Source organism: Thermoactinomyces intermedius, from assembly GCF_013912365.1.
Lineage (GTDB): Bacteria > Bacillota > Bacilli > Thermoactinomycetales > Thermoactinomycetaceae > Thermoactinomyces > Thermoactinomyces intermedius.
The window spans coordinates 1-24,168 of record NZ_JACETT010000015.1 but is presented as its reverse complement, the minus strand read 5'-3'; the positions used below and the strand labels follow the sequence as shown (position 1 = coordinate 24,168).

The following is a 24,168-nucleotide window of genomic DNA, read 5'->3' as shown; positions in this document are numbered from 1 at the left end:
TTATCCTTTCGGTAATACAGAAATTCGATGCACCGGAACATCCAACGTCCGTTGGACCGCTTCAATCACAATCGCTTTCACCTTCAGGTTTTCCACTCCGCGCGCAACGACCAACACCCCCCGCACTTGCGGTTTTAACTTCTTGATGACCACGGGCTTCTCCCCGTTTTCACCGCGGTAGTAAGCGGTTTTTTGATCTTCGGTGTCTTGGGTGACGGAACGTTTCCCGCCGTTTTTATCCGTTTCCGTCGTCACTTGGCGCGATTCCCTTTTATCCACTTGCAAAACCTCTTCCACCGTCGAATTCAAGTTGACTATGACGGAAACATCTTCCACCCCCACGATTTTGCTCAACACTTCCTCCAGTTCTTTTTCGTACCTCTGCTCGTATTCCATCATGCTGAGGGCATCATCTGAGGAAGAGGTCACGGCCGCCGGTTTGGCATCGGCTTCCGCTTGGGGAGAATCCTTTTTATCCGGCGGCAACGAAGCTTCTCTCACTTGGATGAAGGATGAAAGAATCATGATCGCCACCCCCGAAGCCCCCAAAATCAAAATCCATCCCAAGCGCTTCGACTTCTCCCCGTCCCCTGCCGTGTTTTGGAAAAGCTTTTTGAACATGTTTGCTTTTCACCTCCGTCTTTGATGGTTATGTAAAGCCGGTGGCCATGACCGTAACAGGCAAACATCTACTCCCCCTGCACTTCCACATGAATGTTTTCCCTGGGTACATTCCAATGGTTTTCAAGGTAATGTATCACATCCCATTGCAGTTTTTTCCGGTTTGCTTCCTGATCTTTCTCTTGCGTACCATCGCCGGATTTTCCCACATTGATTTCAACGGGTTCAACGGACCGGTCCGATTGCGTCGCCGGGGAAGCCAGGGGCCGCATGACCACCACGATGCCTTCAATCGCCTGCTCGTTTCCGTCCATTTTTAATTTCACTTCCGCTTTTTCCACTTTGGCTTGGAAGCGCTGTTGCAATTCGTCTTTCAGCTGTTCCCCGGCCCTTGATTCGGCTTCTTGCCGGATCCATTGTTGTTGTTCCTGCTTGAGGGCCTCCCCTTGTTTTTTTATTTCTTCCATCGAAACTTCCTTGGACAGTGCCGGGCTTGAACCGAGAAAGGCAAAGGATCTTAAATCATGGTCTTCCGAGAGCAATTGGAAAACGGGTGACAACATCGCCAAAATGATGAGCAGTCCCATCACCAATTTCACATATCTGTCCAGACGGTTATTCGGCAATAACAAATCAATAAAGGTGGCGATCAAAACCAGGAGGACAATTTGCTTTAACCAATCACTCATCCAGGAGACCATCTGTTTCACCTACCTGATCATGGCGGAAATGTTTCCGGCCGCTACCAAAATGGTTACGGAGAGAAAAAACATGAGCCCGACGGTTGCCAAAGCCGCAAAGACGTAGATCAGTGTTTTGCCGATCGTGTTTAAACTTTCAATGATGGGACTGCTTCCCAAAGGTTGCATGATGGCAGCCGAAAAATTATAGATAAAGGCAAGCGATAATATCTTCAACGCCGGGAAAGCGCAAATAAACAGGAGGATCAGCACTCCGGAAAGCCCCACGGTGTTTTTCACCAGCAAAGAAGCACTCATGACGGTGTCTGCCGCTTCGGAAATGGTTCTTCCCACCACCGGCACAAAATTCCCCGTGATGTATTTGGCGGTTCGAAGCGTAATCCCGTCGGTCACCGCACTGGTGGCTCCCTGAATGGAAATCACCCCCAAAAAGACGGCCAACAGCCCTCCCAATAAAGTGATACCGGTTTTGCGCAACAATCCCGCCAAGTGATTGACTTTGTACTTCTCCGTGATGCTGCTGACGATGCTGAGCACCGCCGAAAAAAACAACAGCGGAAAAACCACGGTATAGATCAACGTTCCGATGATGTGGATCATAAAAACAATCAAGGGATGAAAAAGGGATACGGACACCACGTTGCCCATCGTCACCATCAGCGTCATCATCAACGGAACCAGCGACAGCATGAAATCGGTCATTCGCCCGATCGCCAGCTTGGCCGAATCGACGGCGACATAAAAACTGTTCACCGCCAAAATGATCACCACCATAAACACGATGGCATAGGCCACTTTACTGACCTGATTTTGTTCAAACGCCGTCTGGAGCGTTTGCAAAATCATGCTGAAAACCGTAAGGATGATGATGCTGCCCAACAATTTCCCGTTGTACAGGACTTCATCGAAAAAATACCTGACGAAACCGCTTAAAACGTTCTTGAGGCTGAGACCGTTTTCCCCCGAGAGAATCAAATCAAAAATATCCTTTGAACTCTGCCCGTCCAAATATTTTTCATAATCTTGCGCAATTTGTTTCCAAAAATCCTCGACTTGTTCGGTTTGCAACTGATCGAGGCGGGAACGGATCATCTCATGGACCATCCGGGAATCCCCCTCGCTTTCAGCCGCAGCCAAGAGAGGAAAGCCTGTGATCAAAATCAAAATCCATCCAAGCAAAATCTTTTTCTTCATTCCCCTTCATCCTTACGCGGGCAGAATTTGGATAATGGTCTCAATCATCACGGTAATGATCGGGATGGCCATGACCATGATCAAAACTTTTCCTGCCAGTTCAATCTTGGAAGCAATGGAATCTTGTCCGGCATCCCTTGTCACTTGCGCCCCAAACTCGGCAATGTAAGCAATTCCGATGATTTTCAAGATGGTTTCCAAAAACAGGTCATTCACCTTGGCCAGATGCGCCAGATCCTTCAGGATCCCGATCACTTCCCCGATTTTGGTTGCCAGGAAGATAAAAATAACCACACCGACAAACAGTGCCAATGAAAATGCAAAAACGGGGCTTTGTTCTTTTACGGCCAGGACAAGAAATGTGGTGATAAGGCCAAGGCCCGCCACCTGGATGATTTCCAAGCGGATCGCCTCCCATCAAGTACGAAACAAAAAGACGTTTTTAATGGTTTGAAACAAATCCTGAAGCAACATTGCAACCATAAACAAAACGACGACAAAACCAAACAGGGTGACCCAATGAGCGAAATCTTCCTTGCCCATTTGTTTTAACACCGTGTGAATCATGGCCACGATGATTCCGATTCCCGCAATCTGGAATACCGAATCCAAATGGTATGGCATAAAGCCAGCACCACCCCTTCATCCAAGTTTAAAACATCAAAATCACCAGAAGGGCTCCGGATAATACTCCGAGTGTTTTCACCATTTTTTCATAGGTTTCTTGTTCTTCCCGGGCTTTATTTTCTTCCATTTGCAAATTTTCTTGCGCCAAATCCAAGTGATGCAACTGATCCCACCGGTTGGAACTGCCCAACACCTGGCACAGTTTGAGGACGATGCCTTTTTCCTCTTCCCCCATCACTGTTTTTTTCCACTTTTCCTCAATGGCCGATTTCAAACATTCATAAGTGGATTTGCCATCCGAAGTATTTAATTTCCGGCTCGCTTCGAGGAAGACCGGTTTCAATTCGCCGCTTGCTTCGGCAATGCGTTCGAATGCCTCGGCAAGCGGCCTTGTCCCATAGTTGATCTCGGTTTTTAAAATCGCCAAACCGGAACGGAGTTCTTGTATTTGCCGCGGCCGCTTCCGGAGTTGCCGGGCTGAGTCAAATCCGATCTTGGACGTCGCCATGAGGATCAAAACCGCTCCCAAAACTTTCAACATAACGTTCCCGGCCTTCCCGCCCGTTGCCTTGCATCCAGCCGCTCAAAAAATTGATTAAAAACACCTTCCACCGTTCCGGGGCCTTTTCTCCTGCTCAACAAGATAATCCGGGTGAAAACCTTTTCCTGCAAAAGTTCCTTCAACACCGGACGCGCGGCGATCTCCTTGATGGATTGCCCGTGAACCGTGGCAAAAATGTGAACCCCCGCATAAATCGCTTCATGGATGGCATCACTGTCTTCTTTCCGCCCGATCTCATCCACCACCAGGAGATCCGGTGACATCGAGCGAATCATCATCATCATGCCTTCCGCTTTCGGGCACCCGTCCAACACATCCGTCCGGGGACCGACATCATGCTGGGGAACCCCCGCCACACATCCGGCAATCTCCGACCGTTCATCCACAATGCCGACTTTGAATGCCGGAAACAATGCGCTTCCTTCGCTGGCCCGGCGGGCAAGGTCACGGATCAGCGTGGTCTTCCCGCATTGGGGAGGGGACACAATCAACACATTTTCCACTTTGTTGTGATGGAACATATAAGGGAGCAACGGATCGGCCACGCCGGGAACCTGCCGGGCGATCCGGACATTAAAACCGGTGATGTCCCGAAGATGTTTGACTTTCCCTCCTTCCACAATCACCTTTCCGACCAGTCCGATCCGATGCCCGCCTTCCACTGTCACATATCCCTGCCTTAATTCTTCATCCATGGTGTACAATGAATGGTTGCTGATCAGATTTAAGAGATTCAGACAATCTTCCTTGTTCGGAATCATGGCATCGTGCGGCTGTTTGGAAAGGCGCGAAGACCGGCTGACAAACCACGACTCTTCATTGGTGACGATTTCCAGCGGTCTCTCCTGACGAACCCTGACTTCTTCCAAACACTCCAGCACCGGAGCAGGAAGCGACCGGATCACCTCACGGATGGAAAGCGGAAGAACTTGAAGAACCGGCTGAAAAGACATGGAGCACCTCCTGTCCCAAACCTTTTTTCTTATTCCCATTCATATGTGGACTTGTTTTGAATATGACAAGCAATGCGGACAAAATCACCGGACCGCGGAAGCAAAAAAAGAGCGGGACGCCCTTTTTTCAGTCCGTCCCGCCATCCATGATTTCTTCGGCTTCTTCATCGTGTATGTCTTGTAATTCCAGCACCGTATTGCATTTGGGACAAAGAAGTTCAATGGAATCATCTTCGAGATCTTCCGCCTCCACCACGACTTCTTCCCCGCATTCGGGGCAAACCACATACACCGGCTCATCAAACTCTTCGTCTTCATCTTCATCGTCATAAACCAATAATTCCAGATCATTCAAGTCTTCATCCACGGCCTCCACATATTCTTCCAATTCTGACTGTCGCCGGTCCAACTGCTCAACGGACTCCACCAACTGATCCACTACGTCCAACAGACGGTGCAATGCTTTGGATTCCACGTGATCCCGGTGTTTTTCATCACCTTGCAAAAGTCCCTCAATATAAGATAAATCCCGTTTTAAGTTGACATACATACAATCACCTCATCGTCCCTGATGATTTTTCCTTAGTGTGTCTTTTTCACCGGAGACCCAAACAAATCAATAAATGGAAACAAGATTTTACGGAAAACGGGACATTCTAAACCAATAAAACGACAAAAGAGGTGAACCGAATGCCTCCAAACCAAATGGCTTCGAAAGAAAAAAGAACCGCGCCTGATTCTGCGGTTTTACTCACATTAAGCACCATTCCGTTTATCATGGTGATCGGAAACTCGATGCTGATTCCTGTATTGCCGACAGCCGAAGAAGCATTGAATGTAAATTCATTCCAAGTCAGCCTGCTTATCACCTTGTTTTCCATCCCGGCTGCCATCGTCATTCCAGTGGCCGGAATTCTGGCGGACCGGATCGGCCGCAAACAAATTGTTTTTTACAGTTTGCTTTTATACGGCTTTGGAGGGTTGTTGGCCGGCTTTTCGTCCATCATCCAAGGAGGATCTTACACCCTGGTTTTGATTTCAAGGATCATTCAGGGCATCGGCGCTGCCGGAACCGCTCCGATTGCCATGGTCTTGTTGGGGGATTTGTACCAAGGGCAAGCCCGGAGCAAATCGCTTGGCATTTTGGAAGCCTCCAACGCATTCGGGAAAGTCATCAGTCCCATTCTCGGTTCACTGATTGCACTGATCACTTGGTATGCCATGTTCTTTATTTTTCCTCTCTTGTGTGTGCCGGTGGCCATTGCCTTATGGAAAGTGATCGAAGAACCGTCCAAAAGAGAACCCCCCCAACCTTTGCGGGAATACAAACAACATATCCGCCAGGTCTTTCAACGCAGGGGTTCCTGGCTTGTCGTTACTTTTTTGTCCGGGTCTTTGATCATGTTCACCATGTTCGGGGTTTTGTTTTACCTCTCTGATTTCCTTGAAGAATCCTTCCGCATCGGTGGCGTGATCAAAGGGTTTATTTTGGCCATCCCGTTGCTCGCCTTATGTTTGACCGCATACTTCACGGGGGCTCATGTAAAAGAAAAAACGCACCAGATGAACCAATTGATTGTGATCGGTTTGATCATCACCACGATCGCCACTGCGGCCATTCCCTGGTGGCGCAATGCCTACTGGCTGATTCTCTGCTCTTTTGCCATCGGCATTGGAAGCGGGTTGATCCTTCCCTGTTTAAATACGTTGATCACCTCCGCCGTCGGCATGCAGGAACGTGGCATCATCACTTCGTTATACAACAGCGTCCGTTTTTTCGGAGTGGCCCTCGGCCCGCCGGTTTTCGGCGCTTTGTCACCGCATCCCTTTCTTTTGTTTCTCGGGCTGGGAGGCATATTATTTGTCATGATTTTCCTGACCCGGAAGTTTATCGAGCGTCCCCAACGGTTGCGGGGAAAAGACGGAAGGACCCGTTTGTTGCTGCGGAAAAAAAAGCTTTCGCCTGCCTGAAGTGTTACCGGCGGATTCGCCCCGCATAAAAATAAGATGTATTTCAAGATGCATTTCATTTCAGGAGGCGAAATCCATGAATCAGCCATTATGGCCGGATACACTCGTTTCATCCCGAAAGCGCCCGCCTAAACCCCGTCGGAACGGTTTGACCATGGTGATCGACAAGGGGTTGGGGTTGAGCGCTTTTTGCGATTTGCTTCAGCTCGCCGGCGAATATATCGATTTTCTCAAGTTGGGATTTGGCACCGCCGGAGTCACCCCGCCCGAAATCTTACGAAAAAAAATAGCACTCGCCCGGCAATCCAAGGTCTCCATTTACCCGGGCGGCACCTTTTTGGAAATTGCCCATGCCCGAAAAAAGCTCCAACCGTGCTTGAAGACCCTCGCCGGATTAGGGTTTGAATGGATTGAAGTTTCCGACGGATTGATGGAATTTTCCCCGGCCGAGCGCTCCCGCCTGATCAGACTGGGGCAAGAAATGGGTTTTCGCGTCATCACTGAAATCGGGAAAAAGGCCTCAGGCATTCCCCTGGATTTAAAAACGTTTGCAGATGTATATGAACGGGACCGGGAGGCGGGAGCCGCCTTTGTGATCGTGGAAGGAAGAGAATCGGGAAAAAATGTCGGGATCTATGATGAAAACGGGCAAATCCGCCGGTCCATGCTGGAATTCATCCGGAACCGAACCGATCCCGATACCATTTTGTGGGAAGCTCCCCAAACCCATCAGCAAATCCAACTTCTTCATCTTCTCGGCCCGAAGGCCAATCTGGGAAATATTTCGCCCCATGATATCCTGTCGCTGGAATGCTTGCGGAGAGGCCTTCGGGCCGATACCTTCCATCCGGGCGATCCCCGTACTTAAACATTCATAAATCAAACCTGTCCCACATATTTTTAGTACAAACTTGACAGGACAGGGGTTAACCGAATGAATCCCGATCTTCTTTTAGTGACACTCATCATCATCGGCGTCATCGGACGATCGCCGTTGATCGCAACGGCCTCCAGTTTGTTGCTCATTCTCAAATTGATTCATTTGGAGCGGTACTTCCCTGCTTTGGAAAGAAGAGGGTTGGAATTCGGATTGTTGTTTTTAACCATTTCCGTTTTGGTCCCTTTTGCTTCCGGGCGAATCCAAAGCAAAGATGTTTTATCCGTTTTTATCACTCTGCCCGGGATTTTGGCTCTCATTGGCGGAGCCTTGGCTACATATATGAACGGAAAAGGACTGGACCTTTTAAAAGTGGATCCTCAACTCATCGTGGGGCTTGTAATCGGCTCCATCTTCGGCATTTTATTTATGCGCGGCATTCCGGTCGGCCCTTTGATGGCTGCAGGAATCACAGCCTTTTTGCTCCGGCTTTTGAAATGGCTTTTTTGAATCCGGTTAAAAAAAGATTGCAACCGGATTGATCTTTCACTAAAATAAAAGTACATCATTTTCAAAAAAATCAAGGAGGTGGAAAGGATTATGAAAAATCTCCAAATCGTAAGCATGTTTCCCCTGAAAAAACCGGGCTTCAAGTATGCCCGTCAAATCAAAACCTTTGTAGGCAGATTCAATCCTTTCCGCCCCGATGACGGATAAACTCTTTTTTTTGCGGGACTCGTATCTCCAAAAGAAGCCACGGGTAAGGATCGTCTTGCCTGTGGCTTCTTTTTCTTTTTATAAGGGGGAGTACTGTGCGAATTCGAGATTGGGACCAAAATTTAAAAGTCCGTCTCTTCGGAGAAGGGCTGATTCACATTCTTTTTTGGATGTATATCCCGTTTATGTCCATATTCTTCGCCGATGCTTACGGAAAAAAAACCGCCGGGATCTTGTTGATTCTTTCACAGATGATCAGTGTGCTGGCCAATCTGGCCGGAGGTTATTGTGCCGACCGCTACGGACGGAAAAAAATGATGGTTATCGCCTCCGTCGGGGAATCGGTCACCTTTTTCTCCTTTGCACTGGCCAATTCGCCTTGGTTTTCCTCACCGGGTTGGTCTTTTGTCTGCTTTGCCGTTTTGGGAATGTTTCAATCCATCTATTGGCCGGCAAGCCATGCCATGATTGCGGATGTGGTGGCCGAAGAGGACCGGAACCAGGTTTTTGCCACCTTTTACACCACGTCCAATCTGGCCGTGGTCGTCGGACCGGTTTTGGGCGGATTTTTCTTTTTTCAACACCGGTTTGAATTGTTGCTGGCATCCGGCCTGGCCACTCTGTTATTAGCGGTTTTGATCCAAAAATTTGTCCGGGAAACCGCCCGGATCCGGGAAGGAAACACCCCTGTGTCCGGAAACGGGAAATGGATTGCGTTTGTCAAACAAAATTTGCGGGACTACCGGATTATTTTTTCCGACTTTAACTTCATGCTTTTTATCCTGGCAGGCATCCTGGTTTCCCAAACCTTCATGCAACTGGATTTGGTCATTGGCGTTTATGTCACGGAATCGATTCCGGTTCAAACCCTGTTTCAATGGGGATCGTTCAAAATCGAAGCGGGAGGCGCCGGATTTTTCAGCTGGCTGATTACGGAAAACGGTTTGATGGTGGTTCTTTTTACGGTTTGGATCACCAAGATGATTCACTCTTTTCACGAAAAAACCGTTTTTGTCACCTCATCCCTGCTGTACGGCTTTTCCATGATTTTGCTGGGTATGACGCATCTGTGGTGGCTCGCCTTTTTGGCTATCTTTATTTTCACCGTCGCCGAAATCCTGGTGGTCGGATTGCAGGACGGCTTTATTTCGAAACTGGCTCCGGAGTCCATGCGCGGACAATATTTTGCCGCAGCCAGTCTCCGGTTTTCCATCGGGAAAACCATTGCCCCCGCCGCCATTCCCTTGTCGGCATGGGTGGGATATCCGTGGACCTTTGCCATTTTGGGTTTGATCGCTTTTGCCGGGGCATTTTTGTATCATCTTTTGTTCCGGAACTTACGGCACCGTCCACTTCCGTCCGGCCATCTAAAAAAACGGGGTGCTCAAAAAGCAGTGTAGTCCGGAAAAAACCGGCGCCCTGTCGGAATTGGAGAGACATGAAAAAAACGGATGAGATGTTCACACCGTGAGCATCCATCCGTTTTCTGCCCTCTTCAGGAAAAAAACCGGACTGTGTTTTATTTCTTATCTTCTTCCATCCGCCTCATCATTTGCTGCCAAACCGTTCCGCTGGCTTCTTCTCCCCGCTTAATGCGTTCCAAAGCCATTTGGGCTTGCAACCGCACTTCGAATTCGACATCATTCACGGCTTCTTCCAAAGCAGGAATCGCACTTTCGTCGCCAACCTCAAACAAAAACCGGGCGGCACGCCATCGCACCAGTTTGTTCGGATCTTTCAACGCTTCACACATAGCCGGAATGGCTTTGGGATTCCCCAGATCCGACATCGTATCGCCCGCTGTGCGGCGGACAATGGCGGACCGGTCCTTCAAGGCTTCTTCCAGATACGGAAGCACCCGCTCATCTTCCAAAAAACCGAGATACACCACCGCCAGGCGGCGAATTGCCGGCTTTTCATCTTTCAGCGCTTTTGCCAGCAAATCCAGATCCCCGATTTCCGGTTCAAATTGTTCCAAAGCGGCATACCGTTTTTCCCACTCCGGAGAAGTGAATGCTTTTTCCACTTCTTCCCGGCTGATGCCTTTTTCTTTCGTTTCCGTCTCCCCGGAAAACGCTCGTTTCACCAGATTTTCCAGCCGCTTTTTGTCATAGGCGGCGGAAATTTCTTCCACGATTTGGTTCCCGACTTCTTCAATCTCCCCGTATCGCGGCTTTTGCTCAACCCATTGCCGTTCAAAAATCAAATTGGATGTCGTTTCCTGAACTTTCATCACGGCCTCTTTAAAACGATCCGGCAATCCAAAGCGGTACTCTTCCCCGTCTTTTAACAATTTTACTTGCATGGGGATCTCTTTCAACTTTTGGATCAAAACCGTGATTTCACCGAAAGAAGACGATTCTTCCTCCACCGTTTGCCCGCTCTGTTCTTCCCTTTCACCTTCGGCCTCCCCCAGGATTTTGCGCGCTTCGGCCAAAACCGCCGGCCAATCCGCTTTGGGGTGCCGCTCCAAAGACAAAAAGTCCGATACCTGAAAAACGCTTGTCACCCCGTCAATCGCCAGCAGTTTCCGGATATAATCCGGCGCTTCCTCTGCTTTCTCCCTGGGAAAATTGTAACTGACTCCGTCCGGAAGTGTCTCATCCATATTTAACTTCATCACGTTGGGACTGGGGGTCGGTTCAATGGATACGATCCGCATGCTATCCCATCCTTTGCTTCAATTAATCCTTTAAAAACGGATAAAACCCCCATAGCAAAGCTACAGAGGTCTCATCTTCCCCTCAGGCACGGGATACATACTCACCACTGCGCGTGTCAATGATGAGACGGTCTCCCTCATTGATGAACAAGGGAACCTGCACGGTAAACCCGGTGGACAATTTTGCCGGTTTGCTTCCGCCGGTGGCCGTGTCTCCCTTGATTCCCGGTTCGGTTTCCACCACTTCCAACTCCACGGTGTTGGGCAATTGGATCCCGATGGTTTCCCCTTTGTAAATCATGATTTGGATGTTCATGTTTTCTTGCAAAAAGTTCAATTCATATTCCAGCCGTTCCTTCGGCAAGGTGATTTGCTCATAGGTTTCATTATCCATAAAGGTGTATTCGCCGCCGCTTTCATACAAGTACTGCATTTCGCGTGTTTCCACCATCGCGCGGGGAACTTTTTCACCAGCCCGGAAGGTGCGTTCCTGGATGTTCCCGTTTCGCAAATTGCGCAATTTGGAACGGACAAACGCCGCGCCTTTTCCTGGCTTCACATGTTGAAATTCCATCACTTGCCAAACATCGTTGTCCAGTTCAATGGTTAAACCTGTACGAAAATCGTTGACACTGATCATTCTTCTTTTCCTCCCAAACTTTAATGAATCATGATGATTTCTTTGGAAACGTTTGTAATGTTTTCATATCCGGATTCGGTAACAATCAGATCGTCTTCAATCCGAACGCCACCCAAATCAGGAATGTAAATGCCCGGTTCAATGGTGATCACCATTCCCGGAACCAGTGCTTCTTCTCCCCTCGTGGAAACGAGCGGTTTCTCATGGACTTCCATTCCCAAGCCATGGCCGGTGCTGTGTCCGAAATACTCTCCATAACCATGCTCTTTGATGTAATTGCGGGCGATGGCATCCACTTCTTTTCCGGTTTTCCCGGGTTGAACCCCGGCAATCGCCTTTTTGTTTGCTTCCAGGACAATTTGATAAATTTCTTTTTGTTTCGCGGTGGGTTTGCCCATCATGACGGTGCGGGTGATATCGGACGCATATCCTTGATAATAAGCTCCGAAATCCAATGTGACAAGATCCCCTTTTTCAATCACTTTGTCACTGGCAACCCCGTGGGGAAGAGCCGAGCGCCAACCGGATGCGACAATGGTGTCAAAGGAGGAAGAAGTTGCCCCGTGTTCCCTCATGATCACTTCCAGACGCAGAGCCACTTCCTTTTCCGTCATGCCGGGGCGGATCTCTTGCAAGATCTGTTCAAAAGCACGATCTGCAATTTTGGCTGCTTCTTTGATCAGCAAAAGCTCTTCGGGTTCTTTGACCAGGCGAAGCTTTTCGATCAGTCCGCTGACCGGCACCAAGCGGATGGAATCCAACTGTTCCTTCAGCTTGGCCACCTGGGCATAGGTCAAATGATCCTGTTCAAAAGCCAGCTGTTGAATCCCCAGCTTTTTGCAGCAAGCCGCCACATCAGCGAAAATGTCCCCTTCTTGCCGGACCAATGTCCAATCCGGGCATTGTTCTTTGACCTGGACCACATACCGGAAATCGGTAATGAACAAAGCTTCTTTCCCCGTCAGCAAAGCGACCCCTGCCGTTCCCGTGAAACCTGTCATATAGCGCCGGTTGACCGGATGGCTGATCAGAAGGGCTTCCACGCCTTTTGCCGCCATCTCTTCGTGCAAACGTTGAATTCGCCGTTTCATCCTGTTCCCCCTTTTAAACGGATAAACGCCCCGCAATTGGTGTTATGTAGATATTCGTATTGTACCACAGAGGAGAAGGCATTTCTTCGCAATATTATATTTTCCCATGATCCCGTTTTTTTGTCTACGTTTCTTTCCGGGAAGAGGAAAACCCCCTTAAAAATCGAATTGTTTAATCAAAAAATCTGGGAGGGATCCTCATTTTGCTCCGTTTTTTTTCCACCCTCTTTATTGTATTGCTTGTCTGGGCCTTTATACCTTCCGCTGTCTTTGCCGCCAGCGCCTCCGGCAGCCACAAACGGTTTATTTCCCTTGCATCCGGACTTCATCACGGTAAATTTGACGGCACTTTTTACGACGGTGCGGCGCTTCGTTTAAATCCCGCCAAGCTCAAACAAGGAACGGACTCATCCGGAAAATACCATTTTGGCACTTTCTATTACGGCACGTGGACTTCACCGGTAATTCGTGAGAATTTTCTTGAAACCATTGCCTCATGGGAAGCCGACACTCCTGAAAACACCTGGATCGAAGTGGAACTTCGCGTCCACAGCAAAAACCGCTGGAGTTCGTGGTACAGCATGGGGGTTTGGCATGAAAACGACCACCCTTTCCGGCGCCATTCCGTCAGCGGCCAGTCGGACGAATTCGGGCGGGTTTCCGTCGACACGCTGGTGTTGAACAAGACGGCTTCTGCCGTTCAAGCCCGGGTCACCCTCTTTACGACCGAGCCCGGCCGAAGCCCCGTCCTGACTTCCTTGGGCCTCTCGGTTGCCTCCGGCAAAGATGAACCCGGCCAAGTGCCCAAAACCGGCTTGACCAGCGCGTTGGACGTACCCATGCGTTCCCAAATGGTTTATCCGGACGGGGGAGAAGTCTGGTGTTCCCCCACCTCTTTATCCATGGTGATGGCTTATTGGGCCAAAGTAATGAATCAACCCCGTTGGGATCAACCCGTGCCACAGGTTGTCACAAAAGTGTGGGATTATGTTTATGACGGAGGGGGAAACTGGACTTTTAACACGGCCTATGCCGCCTCTAACGGGCTGGAAGCCAAAGTGGTGCGGCTGAAAAGCCTGGCGGACGCGGAACGCTGGACCGCACACCGTGTCCCCGTCATCGCCAGCATTGCTTATGGTGAAGGGGAACTGCCCGGAAGCCCGATCCCCTCTTCCAACGGGCATCTGTTGGTGATCCGCGGTTTTGACGAAAACGGGGATGTCCTGACCAATGACCCGGCCGGCCCCAGCGACGATCAAGTCCGCATCACTTATCCGCGCGAAGCGTTTGAAAAAGCTTTTCTCAACCACTCCAACGGCACCGTCTACCTCATTTATCCCAAAGGTTGGGACATTCCGCTGGGGGACCGATGGTAAGATTCATTCTCCGTCTATTTACACATTTGCCGAATTCAAGTTAGAATGGACTCCGAACGGCAAGAAGCGGACCGCCCGGCGCGTGTCCGCCTCTTCGTCCGCGTTCGGTTTTCTGTGAACATTTCATAAAAACAAGGTGGTGCAACCTTTCGTGTCCGAAAAAAACATCGCATATGGCGGACAAGCCGTCATCGAAGGCGTCATGTTCGGCGGCCGATATGCGCAAGTCACGGCCATCCGGCGGAAAAACGGAGAGATTGAGTGCTTGGAAATAGAAAAAAATGAAATCGCTTGGCTGAAGCCGCTGAAACAACTTCCATTCATCCGCGGGCTGGTTTCGCTGATTGAATCCAGTGCGTTGGGGGCCAAGCATATGCAATATGCCTCCGAAAAGTATGATCTGGATCATCTGGATCCCGAAGAAGCCGAAGAAGTTGAAGAAGAGCCAACATCCGGCTCCAAATGGGAAATGATCCTGAGCATAACGCTCATCGGGATTTTGTCTTTACTGATCGGGAAGGTCATCTTCACTGCTTTGCCCGCCTATCTGGCAAGCATCCTGTTTGACCGCTTCACCCAAAACCTCATCGTGCAAAACTTGATTGAAGGCGCCATCAAAACCTTATTGCTGTTGGGCTATCTCTGGGCTGTTTCCCAAACCCCGCTTGTCAAACGCGTTTTTCAGTATCACGGGGCGGAACACAAAGTGATCAACGCCTTTGAAAACGAGGAACATTTAACCGTGGAAAACGTGCAAAAATATTCCACGCTTCATTACCGGTGCGGCAGCAGCTTTTTGGTTTTCACCATTATCATCGGCGTCATTGTCTATTCATTTTTCAGCTATGACAATGTATGGGAGAGAATCGGAATCCGGATTCTGTTGATTCCGGTGGTGATCGGATTATCTTATGAATGGCTAAAATTCACCAATTCGCTGCGACACATACCGGTTCTCAAATATTTGGGCTATCCGGGATTGTGGTTGCAAAAACTGACGACCAAAGAGCCGACCGATGATCAGGTGGAAGTGGCCATCAAAGCCTTTGAACGCATGCGGGAGATGGATGCGCTTTTGGAAAAACAGAAAACGCCCGCTTCCCCGTTGACCCCCCCGGTGAACTCTCCAATTCATTAAAAGGAGGCTGCAAAATGCCAAGGCGAACGCAATTTCCATGGTATTATCTGATTTTGGGGCTTGCCGCCATCGGTTTGATCTCCCAACTGGTCCATTCTCCCTCATCTTTTTTCATCCCGGTTCTTGTCATCGGGTTGGTCTGGTATTTTTACAAAGCGCCTCCCCGCTGGTTCATCCGCCTCGTCAACCCTTCCCATCCCCGCGCCTCGAAAAAGCTGCCGAAAAAAAAGCGGAAAAAACACCGGTTTCAAGTCATCAACGGAAATAAAAAATAAGTCAGGCCCCCATCCGCCGGGGGCCTTGACTTGCGGTATATTTTGAAATATTCCGACTTGTTTTTTCATCAGCTTCCCGCTTGATCCGTGCGTTTTTGCCGGAGACTGTTTCGCTTGCCCCTTGCTTTTAAATATTCGTCAAATGTCCAGTTATTGAAAAAGAGTTCGGCCGCTTTGACCCCGGACAAGAACAATTCCCTCTTTTTTTCTTTCGATAATGAAAAATCAGTTAATTTGACGTCCAAAGAAGGAACCTGGATTGAACGCACTTGCTCCAATTCCTCAATATAGCGGTTGTCATGAGCCTCCAACATGGTAAAAAACAAGGAAAGCAACATGCTGAACGGACCGGAGATCTTATTAAATTCATGATCTCTTTCGGAGAACAACCGGAAACCGAAAGTGGGCCAACGGGGATTCTCCTTGTCAAACAACCAGACCGGAAAGTTGCTCAACACGCCTCCGTCGACGATGTAACAAGTCTCCCCTGTCGGTTTGTACGTTAATTTCACCGGATCAAAAAAGAACGGAATACTGCAACTCATACGGACCACTCTGGCCACCGGAAAATTTTCCGCCTGATAGCCATAATCCTCCAGATCCCGGGGCAAGACCAACAGTTGGCCCCGCGTGATGTCTGAAGCAATGATATGAAGCTCCGTTTCCCGGGACAAGTCTTGAAACGTTTGAACCCCTTTTTGCTCGAGGAGCCGGGCGATCCATTTCTCCAAATCATTCCCGGAAAACAATCCCTTTTTAAACCATAACCGGATGGCGGATCCCACATACGGCAAATAGTCAGGCCATTTCGGGGTCAAAAAATCGCTGAAATCTTTGTCCATCATGATTTCAGCCATTTCCCGGGCGGTATAGCCGGATGCAATCAATGTGGCGATGATCGACCCGGCCGAAGAGCCGGCAACTTTTTTCCAGCGATACCCGTTGCTTTCAGCGACAGACAAAGCCCCCACCAGCCCGATCCCTTTGACACCGCCACCTTCAAACACAGCATCAGCCCACATACGATCCCTCCTGAAAAAATTCTCCTTTTCCCATAAATATGTCTCTCTGTTGAAAAAAACCCTGGAAACATGTCCAAGGTTTTTAGGGTTTTGAATCCATTTGCTCTTCTTTTTTCAACGAATGAAGAAACTTGACCAATTCCGGATTATTTTCCAGGTACTCCACAAGATTTTCGATGCATGTGATCGAGTCCCAGCTCAAGTGATGTTCAATACCCTCGACATCCTGATAAATTTTATCTTCACTGACTCCGATCAACCGCAAAAATTGTTCCAGGAGATCATGCCGGTCCATTAAGCGTTTTCCAATCTTTTTCCCTTTCGGCGTGAGAATCAAACCGCGATATTTCTCATAAACCAAATATTTATTTTGGTCCAGCTTTTGCACCATCTTGGTCACAGAAGAAGGGTGAACCTCTAAAGCCTCAGCAATATCCGAAACCCGTGCATAACCTTTTTGCTCAATCAACTTATAAATATTTTCCAAATAATCTTCCATGCTTGGTGTAGGCATGAAGAGGCCCCCTATCTATCCTTATTCGTACCCGCACAATGACGCTCGATTGTTTTGACCAGATCCACACCCAAACGCTTCAGACGACTTTCCAGCTTTTCATCCTTCAACGAGCCATCCGGATGAAAGGCCTGGTAAGCCTGAGGAACAGACGGCATGGATGGCAACGGCCAAGCATGCAATGTCCGGCAGATGATGTTTAAGGTGTTCAAGGTATTGGTGGCTCCCAAGGCTCCTCCCGAAGTTCCCAACAGCGCGACAAATTTCCCTTCCAATTCTCTCGCCCCGATAAAATCCAGTGCATTTTTCAACACCCCCGAGACGGATCCGTGATATTCGGGGGAAGCCAGGATATATCCTTCAGCTTCCAACATTTTTTGTTTAAACCGGTGAACATTTTCCGGATACGTCGACTCATCGGAGCGAGCATCATAAATGGGAAGCGGATACTTTCGCAAATCAAAGATTTCCACTTCAGCTCCGGTCTGCCTTGCAGCTTCGGCAACGATCGCCACTGCTTTGTGGGTGGTCGAATCTTCCGTCAAGCTGCCGGGAACAGCCAAGATTTTCACCATATCAGCACCCCCGTCTTTTCTATGTATCCTTTTGCCATTGATGTCCCTTGAAAAAGATCTGTATTGTTTCATTTTAGCACGTTTCAGTATACCTAATTCATCCGATCTTTTCTACAAAAACAAAAAGCTGACTCTTAAAGAGTAGCTTTTTCAGAAAAGACAAAACATTATACCCGTCAAGCCATCTTCCCGTCAAATGTCATGCGAAGCCAAACGGATGTAATCCACAAACAACAAGCCTTTTTTAAGCAGGAACACCACCGCAACATACCGGGCATTGGAAGGGGGAGACGGGACAATGGTGAAATACGAATACCATTTCCTTCCCAAGTAAGGAGGATGAATGAGAAGCGGGGTGGATCGGATAATCTGCCGTTTTTCGTTTGAATAAGCCACCGTGGCATACAACTCTGCTTGGCTTTGCGGAGGGGTCACGTTCAGCAGACGAAAGTACAGATAATAGACACAACCTCTTTCGAAAGGGCCGCGAATGGTCTGTTTTAAGACAGAATCACCCCCGGCCCCCGTGGCCCCCATCCACATGGAATAATCCCCGGCGCGCAGCGGGTTTTTCATCCGGCTTATCCGTTTTCCCGTCCATGGAGCCCTTCCTTTTTGAAAGCCTCCGTTGATTAAAATATTCCGTCCGGAACATGCCATCTTTTACAGCCTCTTTTCTGTTTCAGATCGATTTATTGTATTCCCCTTTCTTCCGGATGGTGCAGGCTCATTCTTTTCTTTATAGAAATATAATAAAAATAATCCAAACGAAAGGAGGGTCGGGATTCTCCCCAACCCTCCTTTCTATTGAACACTCTAATATAATAAAAGGAGAAAGCGATAAAATGGCAGCGAACCAAACTGTAAAAATTAAAGGGGATGAATTGAATTTTTCTCAATTCTCATCTGTTGTTTTTGAAAAAACCCCGGTTGCCTTGGACGATGAAGCCATCAAACGGATGCAAGCTTCCCGGGATTTTGTCGAACGGCTGATTCAAAACAGAGAAACAGTTTACGGGATCACCACCGGCTTTGGCCAGTTATGCAACCGTTTCATCGATCCCGGCCAAGCTTCCCGGCTTCAACACCATTTAATCCAAAGCCATGCCTGCGGAACGGGGGAACCGCTTCCGGAGCCAGTGGTCCGCGGAATGATGCTGCTCCGGATCAACGCTTTGGCCAAAGGTTATTCCGGAATTCGCCCTTCCACGGTGCAAGCTCTGGTGACGTTGTTGAACCGGGAAGTGTATCCGGTCATCCCCTCGCAAGGGTCACTCGGTGCCAGCGGGGATCTGGTCCCGCTCGCCCACATGTGCCTTCCGCTTTTGGGAAGGGGAGAAGTCATGCATCAGGGGAAACGAAAGCCCGCTTCGGATGTATTAAAAGAAATCGGCCTGACGCCGCTTAAACTGGAAGCCAAGGAAGGATTGGCCTTCATCAACGGAACGCAAATGATGTGCAGCCTCGGAGCCTTGGCCGTGATGGAAGCCAAAAAACTTTTGCTGGCTGCAGACATTATTGCTTGCATGACTTTGGAAGCATTGGAAGGCATCCCGCATGCCTTTCATCCCCGTCTGCAACAAGTGCGCGGACAGTCCGGCCAAATGGTCACCGCGGATAACTTGCGCAAACTGCTTCAAGGCAGTGAATGCATCAGCAAGCCCGGGGAAAAACGGGTCCAGGATGCTTACAGTCTTCGTTGTATCCCACAAGTGCACGGCGCTTCCAAAGATGCTTTCCATTATGTTGAAGAGATTGTGCTCCGGGAAATGAATGCCGCAACCGATAACCCGCTTCTTTTCGCCGATGAAGAAGAAGTCGTCTCCGGAGGAAATTTTCACGGGCAGCCCCTTGCTTTGGCTTTGGATTTCTTAACCATGGCGATGGCCGAGATCGCCAACATCTCCGAACGCCGCACGGAAAGGCTCGTCAATCCGCAACTCAGCGGCCTCCCTCCGTTTTTGGTCCCCAACGGGGGATTAAACTCCGGTTACATGATTTTTCAATATGTCGCCGCTTCCCTGGTTTCGGAAAACAAAACCTTGTCGCATCCGGCTTCCGTCGATTCCATCCCCTCCTCCGGCAATCAGGAAGACCATGTCAGCATGGGAGCGATCAGCGCCCGGAAATGCCGGCAAGTGATCGAAAACACCCGCAAAGTGCTGGCCATCGAATATCTTTGTGCCGCGCAAGCTCTGGAATTTCAATCAAAAAAACCGGGCAGAAGCACACGGCTGGCTTACGATCTGTTGCGCCAATCGGTCCCTCCCTTGGAAGAAGACCGGGAAGGTTACCGGGAAATCGAATGGGCCGACCATCTCATCCAAAGCGGACAACTGACCAGTTTGATTCAAAGCCGGATCGGGCTGAAAGTTTGACCGGCAAAGAAAAAAGCAACGGACTTTGCTGTTCCGTTGCTTTTGTCGTCATCAATCCCAAATCTTCACCGGGCAAAACCCGATGGCATCGCATGAAACCAGGCGCAATTCGATTCCGTCGACATTCCCTTCAATCGCATCTTCTTGCGCCCTGCCGTGCAAATGACCATAAACGCACAGTTTCACGCCATATTTCTTCATGAGTTCCATAAATCCCGATTCGCTGGCCATCGGCGTGATCGGAGGATAATGCAGCATCACGATTTTTTCTTTATCCGGTTGTTCACGCTCCGCCATTTCCAGAGCGATTTCAAGCCTTCCCACTTGGCGTTCATAAATTTTCCGGTCTTCTTCTTCGTTGTAAAACTTATCTCCCGGCAGCGTCCAGCCTCTCGTGCCGGCAACCACTTTTCCTTCCACCAGCGTGTAATCGGCATCGATCCACTCCATGCCTTCCGGGAGCATCTGGCGGACTTTCTTTTTGCTTTGGGCGTAATAACAATGATTTCCCGGCGACAGCACTTTTTTTCCGGGAAGCTGATGGATCCAGCCGAAATCGTAACGGGCCACTTCCAGTTTCATCGCCCAGCTGATATCCCCGGGAATCAAAACGGTATCTTCCGGTTGGACGGTATCTAACCAATGATCACGAATTTGATGATAATGCCGGTCCCATCCAAACACATCCATCGGTTTATCAATGTCTTTTTCCGGATCAATGTCATACAAACTGACTTCCCTGTTAAAAGATAAATGCAGATCACTTAATGCGTAAATGGCCAATCATCTTCACACCTTTTTCTTCTTGTAACGGTTTGTCGGTTATGATTGTATAATACAAAAACCCGGTCACTTGAGCAATTTTTCAAAACAAACGGAAGAAAAACACCTCCCGCATCGGGAGGTGTTTTTTTGGTGATCAGGAGCAACCGGTGGTGGCACCGCAATCCAGGCAAACATAACAGGATCCGTTCCGTTTGGTCATTCCGCCGCATTCAATGCACAAGGGGGCTCCACTGCTGGCACGGATGGCTTCCAGATTGCTGTTTTCCACAGATGCGGACGACAGTTGCAATGATTCCTTCCGTTTTTCATCCGCCTTTAATTCCTTTGTTTCCTTTGCTTCCGCTGCCGGTGCGTCAACGGCCGATTCTTTCTTTTTCTGGTTCAAATAACAACGCAACTCTTCTTTCTTCGGCGGAACTTGGACAAAATCCGTTTTTCCCAGATATTCCATACCCAATAACCGGAAGACGTAATCAATCACCGAAGTGGCCATTTTGATATTGGGATGGTCCACCATTCCGGCCGGTTCAAACCGGGTGAACGTCAATGAGTTGACATATTTTTCAAGCGGCACCCCGTATTGCAAGCCGAGAGAAACCGCAACGGCAAATGCATCCAGCATGCCCCGCATCGTGCTTCCTGCTTTGTGCATGTCAATAAAGATTTCTCCCAACGAGCCGTCTTCATATTCCCCGGTGCGAACATAGATCTTCTGCCCGTTGATTCTTGCCTCTTGAGTGAATCCGTCCCGTTTCCGCGGCAACTGGCGACGGACACCGGACACACGGCCTTGGGAAACCGCTTGGCTTGACTCAGGGCCGGCAGACAGCGCCTCTTCTTCCGCGGCTTCCTCATCGTTTTGATCGTCCCCTTTGGTATTGAGCGGCTGGGAGCTTTTGGATCCGTCGCGGTACAAGGCCACGGCCTTCAATCCCAATTTCCATCCTTCTTCATAAGCATGGAGGATATCCTCAACGGTGGCACTATTCGGCATGTTAATGGTTTTTGAAATGGCTCCGCTCAAGAAAGGCTGAGCCGCGGCCATCATCCGCAGATGCCCCATGTAGTGGATAAAGCGGGTGCCATGTTTTCCGCACGGGTTGGCCGTGTCAAAAACCGGGTAATGCTCTTCACGCAGATGCGGTGCTCCTTCAATCGTCATCATGCCGCAAATCACATCATTGGCTTCATCGACTTGCTTCTTGGTGAAGCCCAATGCCCTTAACACGTCAAAATCCGGTTTTTCATACTGTTCGGGGGTAAAGCCCAAGCGTTTCAAACAATCATCCGTCAATGTATAACGGTTGAAAGCAAACGAAAGCTCAAACACTGTCGGCAGAATTTCTTCCACCCGGTTCAGATCTTCATCGGTAAACCCTTTTTGTTTCAAGGTTTCCCGGTTAATGTGAGGCGCATTGTCCAACGACAACGTACCCGTTACATAAGTGAGAATGTCGTCGATTTGCTCTTTGCTGTAACCCAGCTTTTTCAAGGCCGGACGGATGGAATGGTTGGCGATTTTAAAGTAACCGCCGCCGGCCAGCTTTTTAAATTTCACCAACGCAAAATCCGGTTCGATCCCCGTCGTGTCGCAATCCATCAACAAACCGATGGTTCCGGTTGGAGCCAAGAGGGTCGTTTGCGCATTGCGATAACCGTATTTTTCTCCCATGGCGAGAGCTTCGTCCCAAGCAGCCCGGGCCGCTTTCAACAGATATTCCGGGCAAACTTTTTCATCAATGCCCATCGGCTTGACTTCCAGGTTTTCATATTCTTCTTCCGGTGCATTGTATGCCGCACGGCGATGGTTGCGAATCACCCTGAGCATATGCTCCCGGTTTTGCGGGAATGCTTTAAAAGGTCCCAACTCTTTGGCCATTTCCGCCGAAGTGGAATAAGCCACCCCGGTCATGATGGCCGTGATCGCCCCCGTAATCGCCAAGGCTTCTTTGGAATCATAAGGAATGCCGGAAATCATCAGCAACGTTCCGATGTTGGCATATCCAAGCCCCAAGGTGCGATACAAATAAGAAAGCTTGGCGATTTCTTTGGACGGATATTGTGCCATCAACACAGAGATTTCCAGAACAATGGTCCACAGACGGCAAGCATGACGGAAAGCGGGAATATCGAACTTGCCGGTTTCGGCATCAAAAAATTTCACCAGGTTCAACGAAGCCAGGTTACAAGCGGTATTATCCAAAAACATGTATTCCGAGCAAGGATTGGAAGCATTGATCCGGTTGTGCCTTGCCCCGAGTTTGCCATCCATCCCGGCGGGCGTGGTATGCCACTCATTGATGGTGGTGTCATATTGGATTCCAGGATCGGCACATTCCCAAGCGGCTTTTCCGATTTGTTCCCACAAGGAACGGGCCGGGATTTTTTTGCACACTTCACCGGTCGTGCGGTACGTCAGCTCCCAGTCTTCATTGTTTTTCAGTTTCTTGAAGAAAGAATGGGGGACCCGGACAGAGTTGTTGGAATTTTGCCCGGAAATGGTTTCATAAGCTTCTCCGTTAAACGAAGAATCATATCCGGCTTGAATCAATGCTCTGGCTTTTTTCTCCTCGACCAATTTCCAATTGATAAACTCTTCGATATCCGGGTGATCAATATCCAGGCACACCATTTTTGCCGCCCGGCGGGTGGTGCCGCCCGATTTGATCGCTCCGGCTGCACGGTCCCCGATTTTCAGGAAAGAAAGCAGTCCGGATGAAGTGCCTCCGCCTGACAGGGTTTCCCCTTTCCCGCGGATATTGGAGAAGTTGCTTCCCGTACCGCTTCCATATTTAAACAACCGTGCTTCCCGCACCCACAAATCCATGATTCCATTTTCATTGACCAGATCGTCTTCCACCGAAAGAATAAAGCAGGCATGCGGTTGCGGACGTTCATATGCACTTTTCGATTTCTTCAATTCTTCCGTTTTGGGATCCACATAATAATGGCCTTGCGGTTTTCCGGTAATACCATAAGCATAACTTAATCCCGTGTTAAACCACTGGGGGGAGTTTGGCGCGGCCATTTGGTGCAACAGCATGTACACCAATTCATCATAAAAGGCCTGGGCATCTTCCTCCGTATCGAAATATCCGTGATCTTCCCCCCATTTCCGCCAGCATCCGGCCAAACGGTGCACAACCTGTTTGACGCTTCTTTCCGGTCCGAGAACTTTCTTTCCGTTTTCATCGAGGATTTCATTTCCCTCTTCATCCGTTTGGGGCACTCCCGCTTTGCGGAAGTATTTGGAAACCAAAATATCGGTGGCAACCTGTGACCAACCCTTCGGAACTTCGGCTCCCTTCATCTCATAAACAACCGTTCCGTCCGGATTGGTGATGCGGCTGTCCCGTTTTGTATATTCAATCGTGTCATATGGGTTTTGGCCTTTTTTGGTGAAGTACCTCGTGATCTTCATTGTTTCCCTCTCTTCTTTCTACTATATGTAGTATCAAAAACAGTATAATACTGTTTTTGATACTACA

At 49.1% G+C, this 24,168-nt stretch carries 25 protein-coding genes and 1 pseudogene; 8 read left to right on the top strand and 18 right to left on the bottom strand.

Annotated features, from left to right (window positions below; translation table 11 throughout):
* The 8 genes from spoIIIAG to H1R82_RS03995 form a co-directional block, all read right to left on the bottom strand.
* A complete protein-coding gene (gene spoIIIAG / locus H1R82_RS04030; RefSeq protein ID WP_049719941.1) occupies positions 1-621 on the bottom strand; it encodes a stage III sporulation protein AG in 621 nt (206 codons plus the stop codon).
* 68 nt (positions 622-689) lie between these two features.
* A complete protein-coding gene (spoIIIAF, locus tag H1R82_RS04025) occupies positions 690-1,310 on the bottom strand; it encodes a stage III sporulation protein AF (protein ID WP_181731692.1) in 621 nt (206 codons plus the stop codon).
* Between the two features lie 21 nt (positions 1,311-1,331).
* Positions 1,332-2,516, bottom strand: a complete 1,185-nt coding sequence (gene spoIIIAE, locus H1R82_RS04020; RefSeq protein WP_181731693.1) for a stage III sporulation protein AE — start codon at positions 2,514-2,516, stop codon at positions 1,332-1,334.
* Between the two features lie 12 nt (positions 2,517-2,528).
* Complete coding sequence (gene spoIIIAD / locus H1R82_RS04015; protein ID WP_049719938.1) at positions 2,529-2,918, bottom strand: stage III sporulation protein AD; 390 nt, start codon at positions 2,916-2,918, stop codon at positions 2,529-2,531.
* A 15-nt stretch (positions 2,919-2,933) separates the two neighbouring features.
* On the bottom strand, positions 2,934-3,140 hold the full coding sequence (gene spoIIIAC, locus H1R82_RS04010; RefSeq protein WP_037993870.1) for a stage III sporulation protein AC: 207 nt from the start codon (positions 3,138-3,140) through the stop codon (positions 2,934-2,936).
* 28 nt (positions 3,141-3,168) lie between these two features.
* Positions 3,169-3,684 carry a stage III sporulation protein SpoIIIAB gene (spoIIIAB, locus tag H1R82_RS04005; protein ID WP_181731694.1) on the bottom strand — a complete coding sequence of 172 codons (516 nt, stop codon included), beginning with the start codon at positions 3,682-3,684 and terminating at the stop codon, positions 3,169-3,171.
* Entirely contained in the window at positions 3,678-4,658 is a 981-nt protein-coding gene (spoIIIAA, locus tag H1R82_RS04000; protein ID WP_181731695.1) for a stage III sporulation protein AA, read from the bottom strand. Before spoIIIAA ends, spoIIIAB begins: the two co-directional genes overlap by 7 nt.
* A gap of 127 nt (positions 4,659-4,785) precedes the next feature.
* Entirely contained in the window at positions 4,786-5,208 is a 423-nt protein-coding gene (locus tag H1R82_RS03995; RefSeq protein ID WP_181731696.1) for a CD1247 N-terminal domain-containing protein, read from the bottom strand.
* Positions 5,209-5,348: 140 nt separating this feature from the next.
* On the opposite strand from H1R82_RS03995, the gene H1R82_RS03990 reads away from it, so the two are divergent.
* From H1R82_RS03990 to H1R82_RS03975, 4 genes are all read left to right on the top strand, one after another.
* A complete protein-coding gene (locus H1R82_RS03990; protein ID WP_181731697.1) occupies positions 5,349-6,629 on the top strand; it encodes an MFS transporter in 1,281 nt (426 codons plus the stop codon).
* 76 nt (positions 6,630-6,705) lie between these two features.
* The gene (gene comA / locus H1R82_RS03985; RefSeq protein ID WP_181731698.1) at positions 6,706-7,497 is read left to right on the top strand and encodes a phosphosulfolactate synthase; all 792 of its coding nucleotides are present in this window, start codon (positions 6,706-6,708) and stop codon (positions 7,495-7,497) included.
* Between the two features lie 66 nt (positions 7,498-7,563).
* Positions 7,564-8,016, top strand: coding sequence for a DUF441 domain-containing protein (locus tag H1R82_RS03980; protein WP_037993879.1), 453 nt, complete (start codon positions 7,564-7,566; stop codon positions 8,014-8,016).
* A gap of 302 nt (positions 8,017-8,318) precedes the next feature.
* Complete coding sequence (locus tag H1R82_RS03975; protein WP_181731699.1) at positions 8,319-9,623, top strand: MDR family MFS transporter; 1,305 nt, start codon at positions 8,319-8,321, stop codon at positions 9,621-9,623.
* A 119-nt stretch (positions 9,624-9,742) separates the two neighbouring features.
* On the opposite strand, the gene H1R82_RS03970 is transcribed toward H1R82_RS03975, so the two are convergent.
* From H1R82_RS03970 to H1R82_RS03960, 3 genes are all read right to left on the bottom strand, one after another.
* Positions 9,743-10,885, bottom strand: a complete 1,143-nt coding sequence (locus H1R82_RS03970) for a conserved virulence factor C family protein (RefSeq protein WP_181731700.1) — start codon at positions 10,883-10,885, stop codon at positions 9,743-9,745.
* Between the two features lie 82 nt (positions 10,886-10,967).
* Positions 10,968-11,525 (bottom strand): elongation factor P, encoded by a 558-nt coding sequence (gene efp / locus H1R82_RS03965; RefSeq protein WP_181731701.1) that lies wholly within the window; start codon positions 11,523-11,525, stop codon positions 10,968-10,970.
* A gap of 20 nt (positions 11,526-11,545) precedes the next feature.
* Positions 11,546-12,616, bottom strand: coding sequence for a M24 family metallopeptidase (locus H1R82_RS03960; RefSeq protein WP_181731702.1), 1,071 nt, complete (start codon positions 12,614-12,616; stop codon positions 11,546-11,548).
* A 203-nt stretch (positions 12,617-12,819) separates the two neighbouring features.
* Here H1R82_RS03960 and H1R82_RS03955 point away from each other — a divergent pair, with 203 nt between their 5' ends.
* The 3 genes from H1R82_RS03955 to H1R82_RS03945 all read left to right on the top strand — a co-directional run bounded on the left by H1R82_RS03955 (position 12,820) and on the right by H1R82_RS03945 (position 15,405).
* Positions 12,820-13,992 (top strand): C39 family peptidase, encoded by a 1,173-nt coding sequence (locus H1R82_RS03955; RefSeq protein ID WP_181731703.1) that lies wholly within the window; start codon positions 12,820-12,822, stop codon positions 13,990-13,992.
* 202 nt (positions 13,993-14,194) lie between these two features.
* On the top strand, positions 14,195-15,130 hold the full coding sequence (locus H1R82_RS03950) for a DUF1385 domain-containing protein (protein WP_181731840.1): 936 nt from the start codon (positions 14,195-14,197) through the stop codon (positions 15,128-15,130).
* A 14-nt stretch (positions 15,131-15,144) separates the two neighbouring features.
* On the top strand, positions 15,145-15,405 hold the full coding sequence (locus tag H1R82_RS03945) for a hypothetical protein (RefSeq protein WP_181731704.1): 261 nt from the start codon (positions 15,145-15,147) through the stop codon (positions 15,403-15,405).
* A gap of 68 nt (positions 15,406-15,473) precedes the next feature.
* On the opposite strand, the gene H1R82_RS03940 is transcribed toward H1R82_RS03945, so the two are convergent.
* From H1R82_RS03940 to H1R82_RS03925, 4 genes are all read right to left on the bottom strand, one after another.
* Positions 15,474-16,427, bottom strand: a complete 954-nt coding sequence (locus H1R82_RS03940; protein ID WP_181731705.1) for a patatin-like phospholipase family protein — start codon at positions 16,425-16,427, stop codon at positions 15,474-15,476.
* A gap of 82 nt (positions 16,428-16,509) precedes the next feature.
* Complete coding sequence (mntR, locus tag H1R82_RS03935) at positions 16,510-16,941, bottom strand: transcriptional regulator MntR (RefSeq protein WP_181731706.1); 432 nt, start codon at positions 16,939-16,941, stop codon at positions 16,510-16,512.
* A gap of 11 nt (positions 16,942-16,952) precedes the next feature.
* Positions 16,953-17,516, bottom strand: a complete 564-nt coding sequence (locus H1R82_RS03930; protein ID WP_220215002.1) for an NADPH-dependent FMN reductase — start codon at positions 17,514-17,516, stop codon at positions 16,953-16,955.
* Positions 17,517-17,708: 192 nt separating this feature from the next.
* Complete coding sequence (locus H1R82_RS03925) at positions 17,709-18,176, bottom strand: hypothetical protein (RefSeq protein WP_181731707.1); 468 nt, start codon at positions 18,174-18,176, stop codon at positions 17,709-17,711.
* Between the two features lie 185 nt (positions 18,177-18,361).
* Between H1R82_RS03925 and hutH the strand changes: the two genes are divergently transcribed.
* Positions 18,362-19,894, top strand: coding sequence for a histidine ammonia-lyase (gene hutH, locus H1R82_RS03920; RefSeq protein ID WP_181731708.1), 1,533 nt, complete (start codon positions 18,362-18,364; stop codon positions 19,892-19,894).
* 51 nt (positions 19,895-19,945) lie between these two features.
* On the opposite strand, the gene H1R82_RS03915 is transcribed toward hutH, so the two are convergent.
* The 3 genes and pseudogenes from H1R82_RS03915 to H1R82_RS14825 all read right to left on the bottom strand — a co-directional run.
* Positions 19,946-20,677, bottom strand: a complete 732-nt coding sequence (locus H1R82_RS03915; RefSeq protein ID WP_181731709.1) for a metallophosphoesterase — start codon at positions 20,675-20,677, stop codon at positions 19,946-19,948.
* A 136-nt stretch (positions 20,678-20,813) separates the two neighbouring features.
* Positions 20,814-21,464, bottom strand: coding sequence for a TSCPD domain-containing protein (locus H1R82_RS14965; RefSeq protein WP_445267830.1), 651 nt, complete (start codon positions 21,462-21,464; stop codon positions 20,814-20,816).
* A gap of 138 nt (positions 21,465-21,602) precedes the next feature.
* Positions 21,603-24,104 (bottom strand): annotated as a pseudogene (locus H1R82_RS14825) (vitamin B12-dependent ribonucleotide reductase); the annotation flags it as partial.
* Positions 24,105-24,168: the final 64 nt, after the last annotated feature.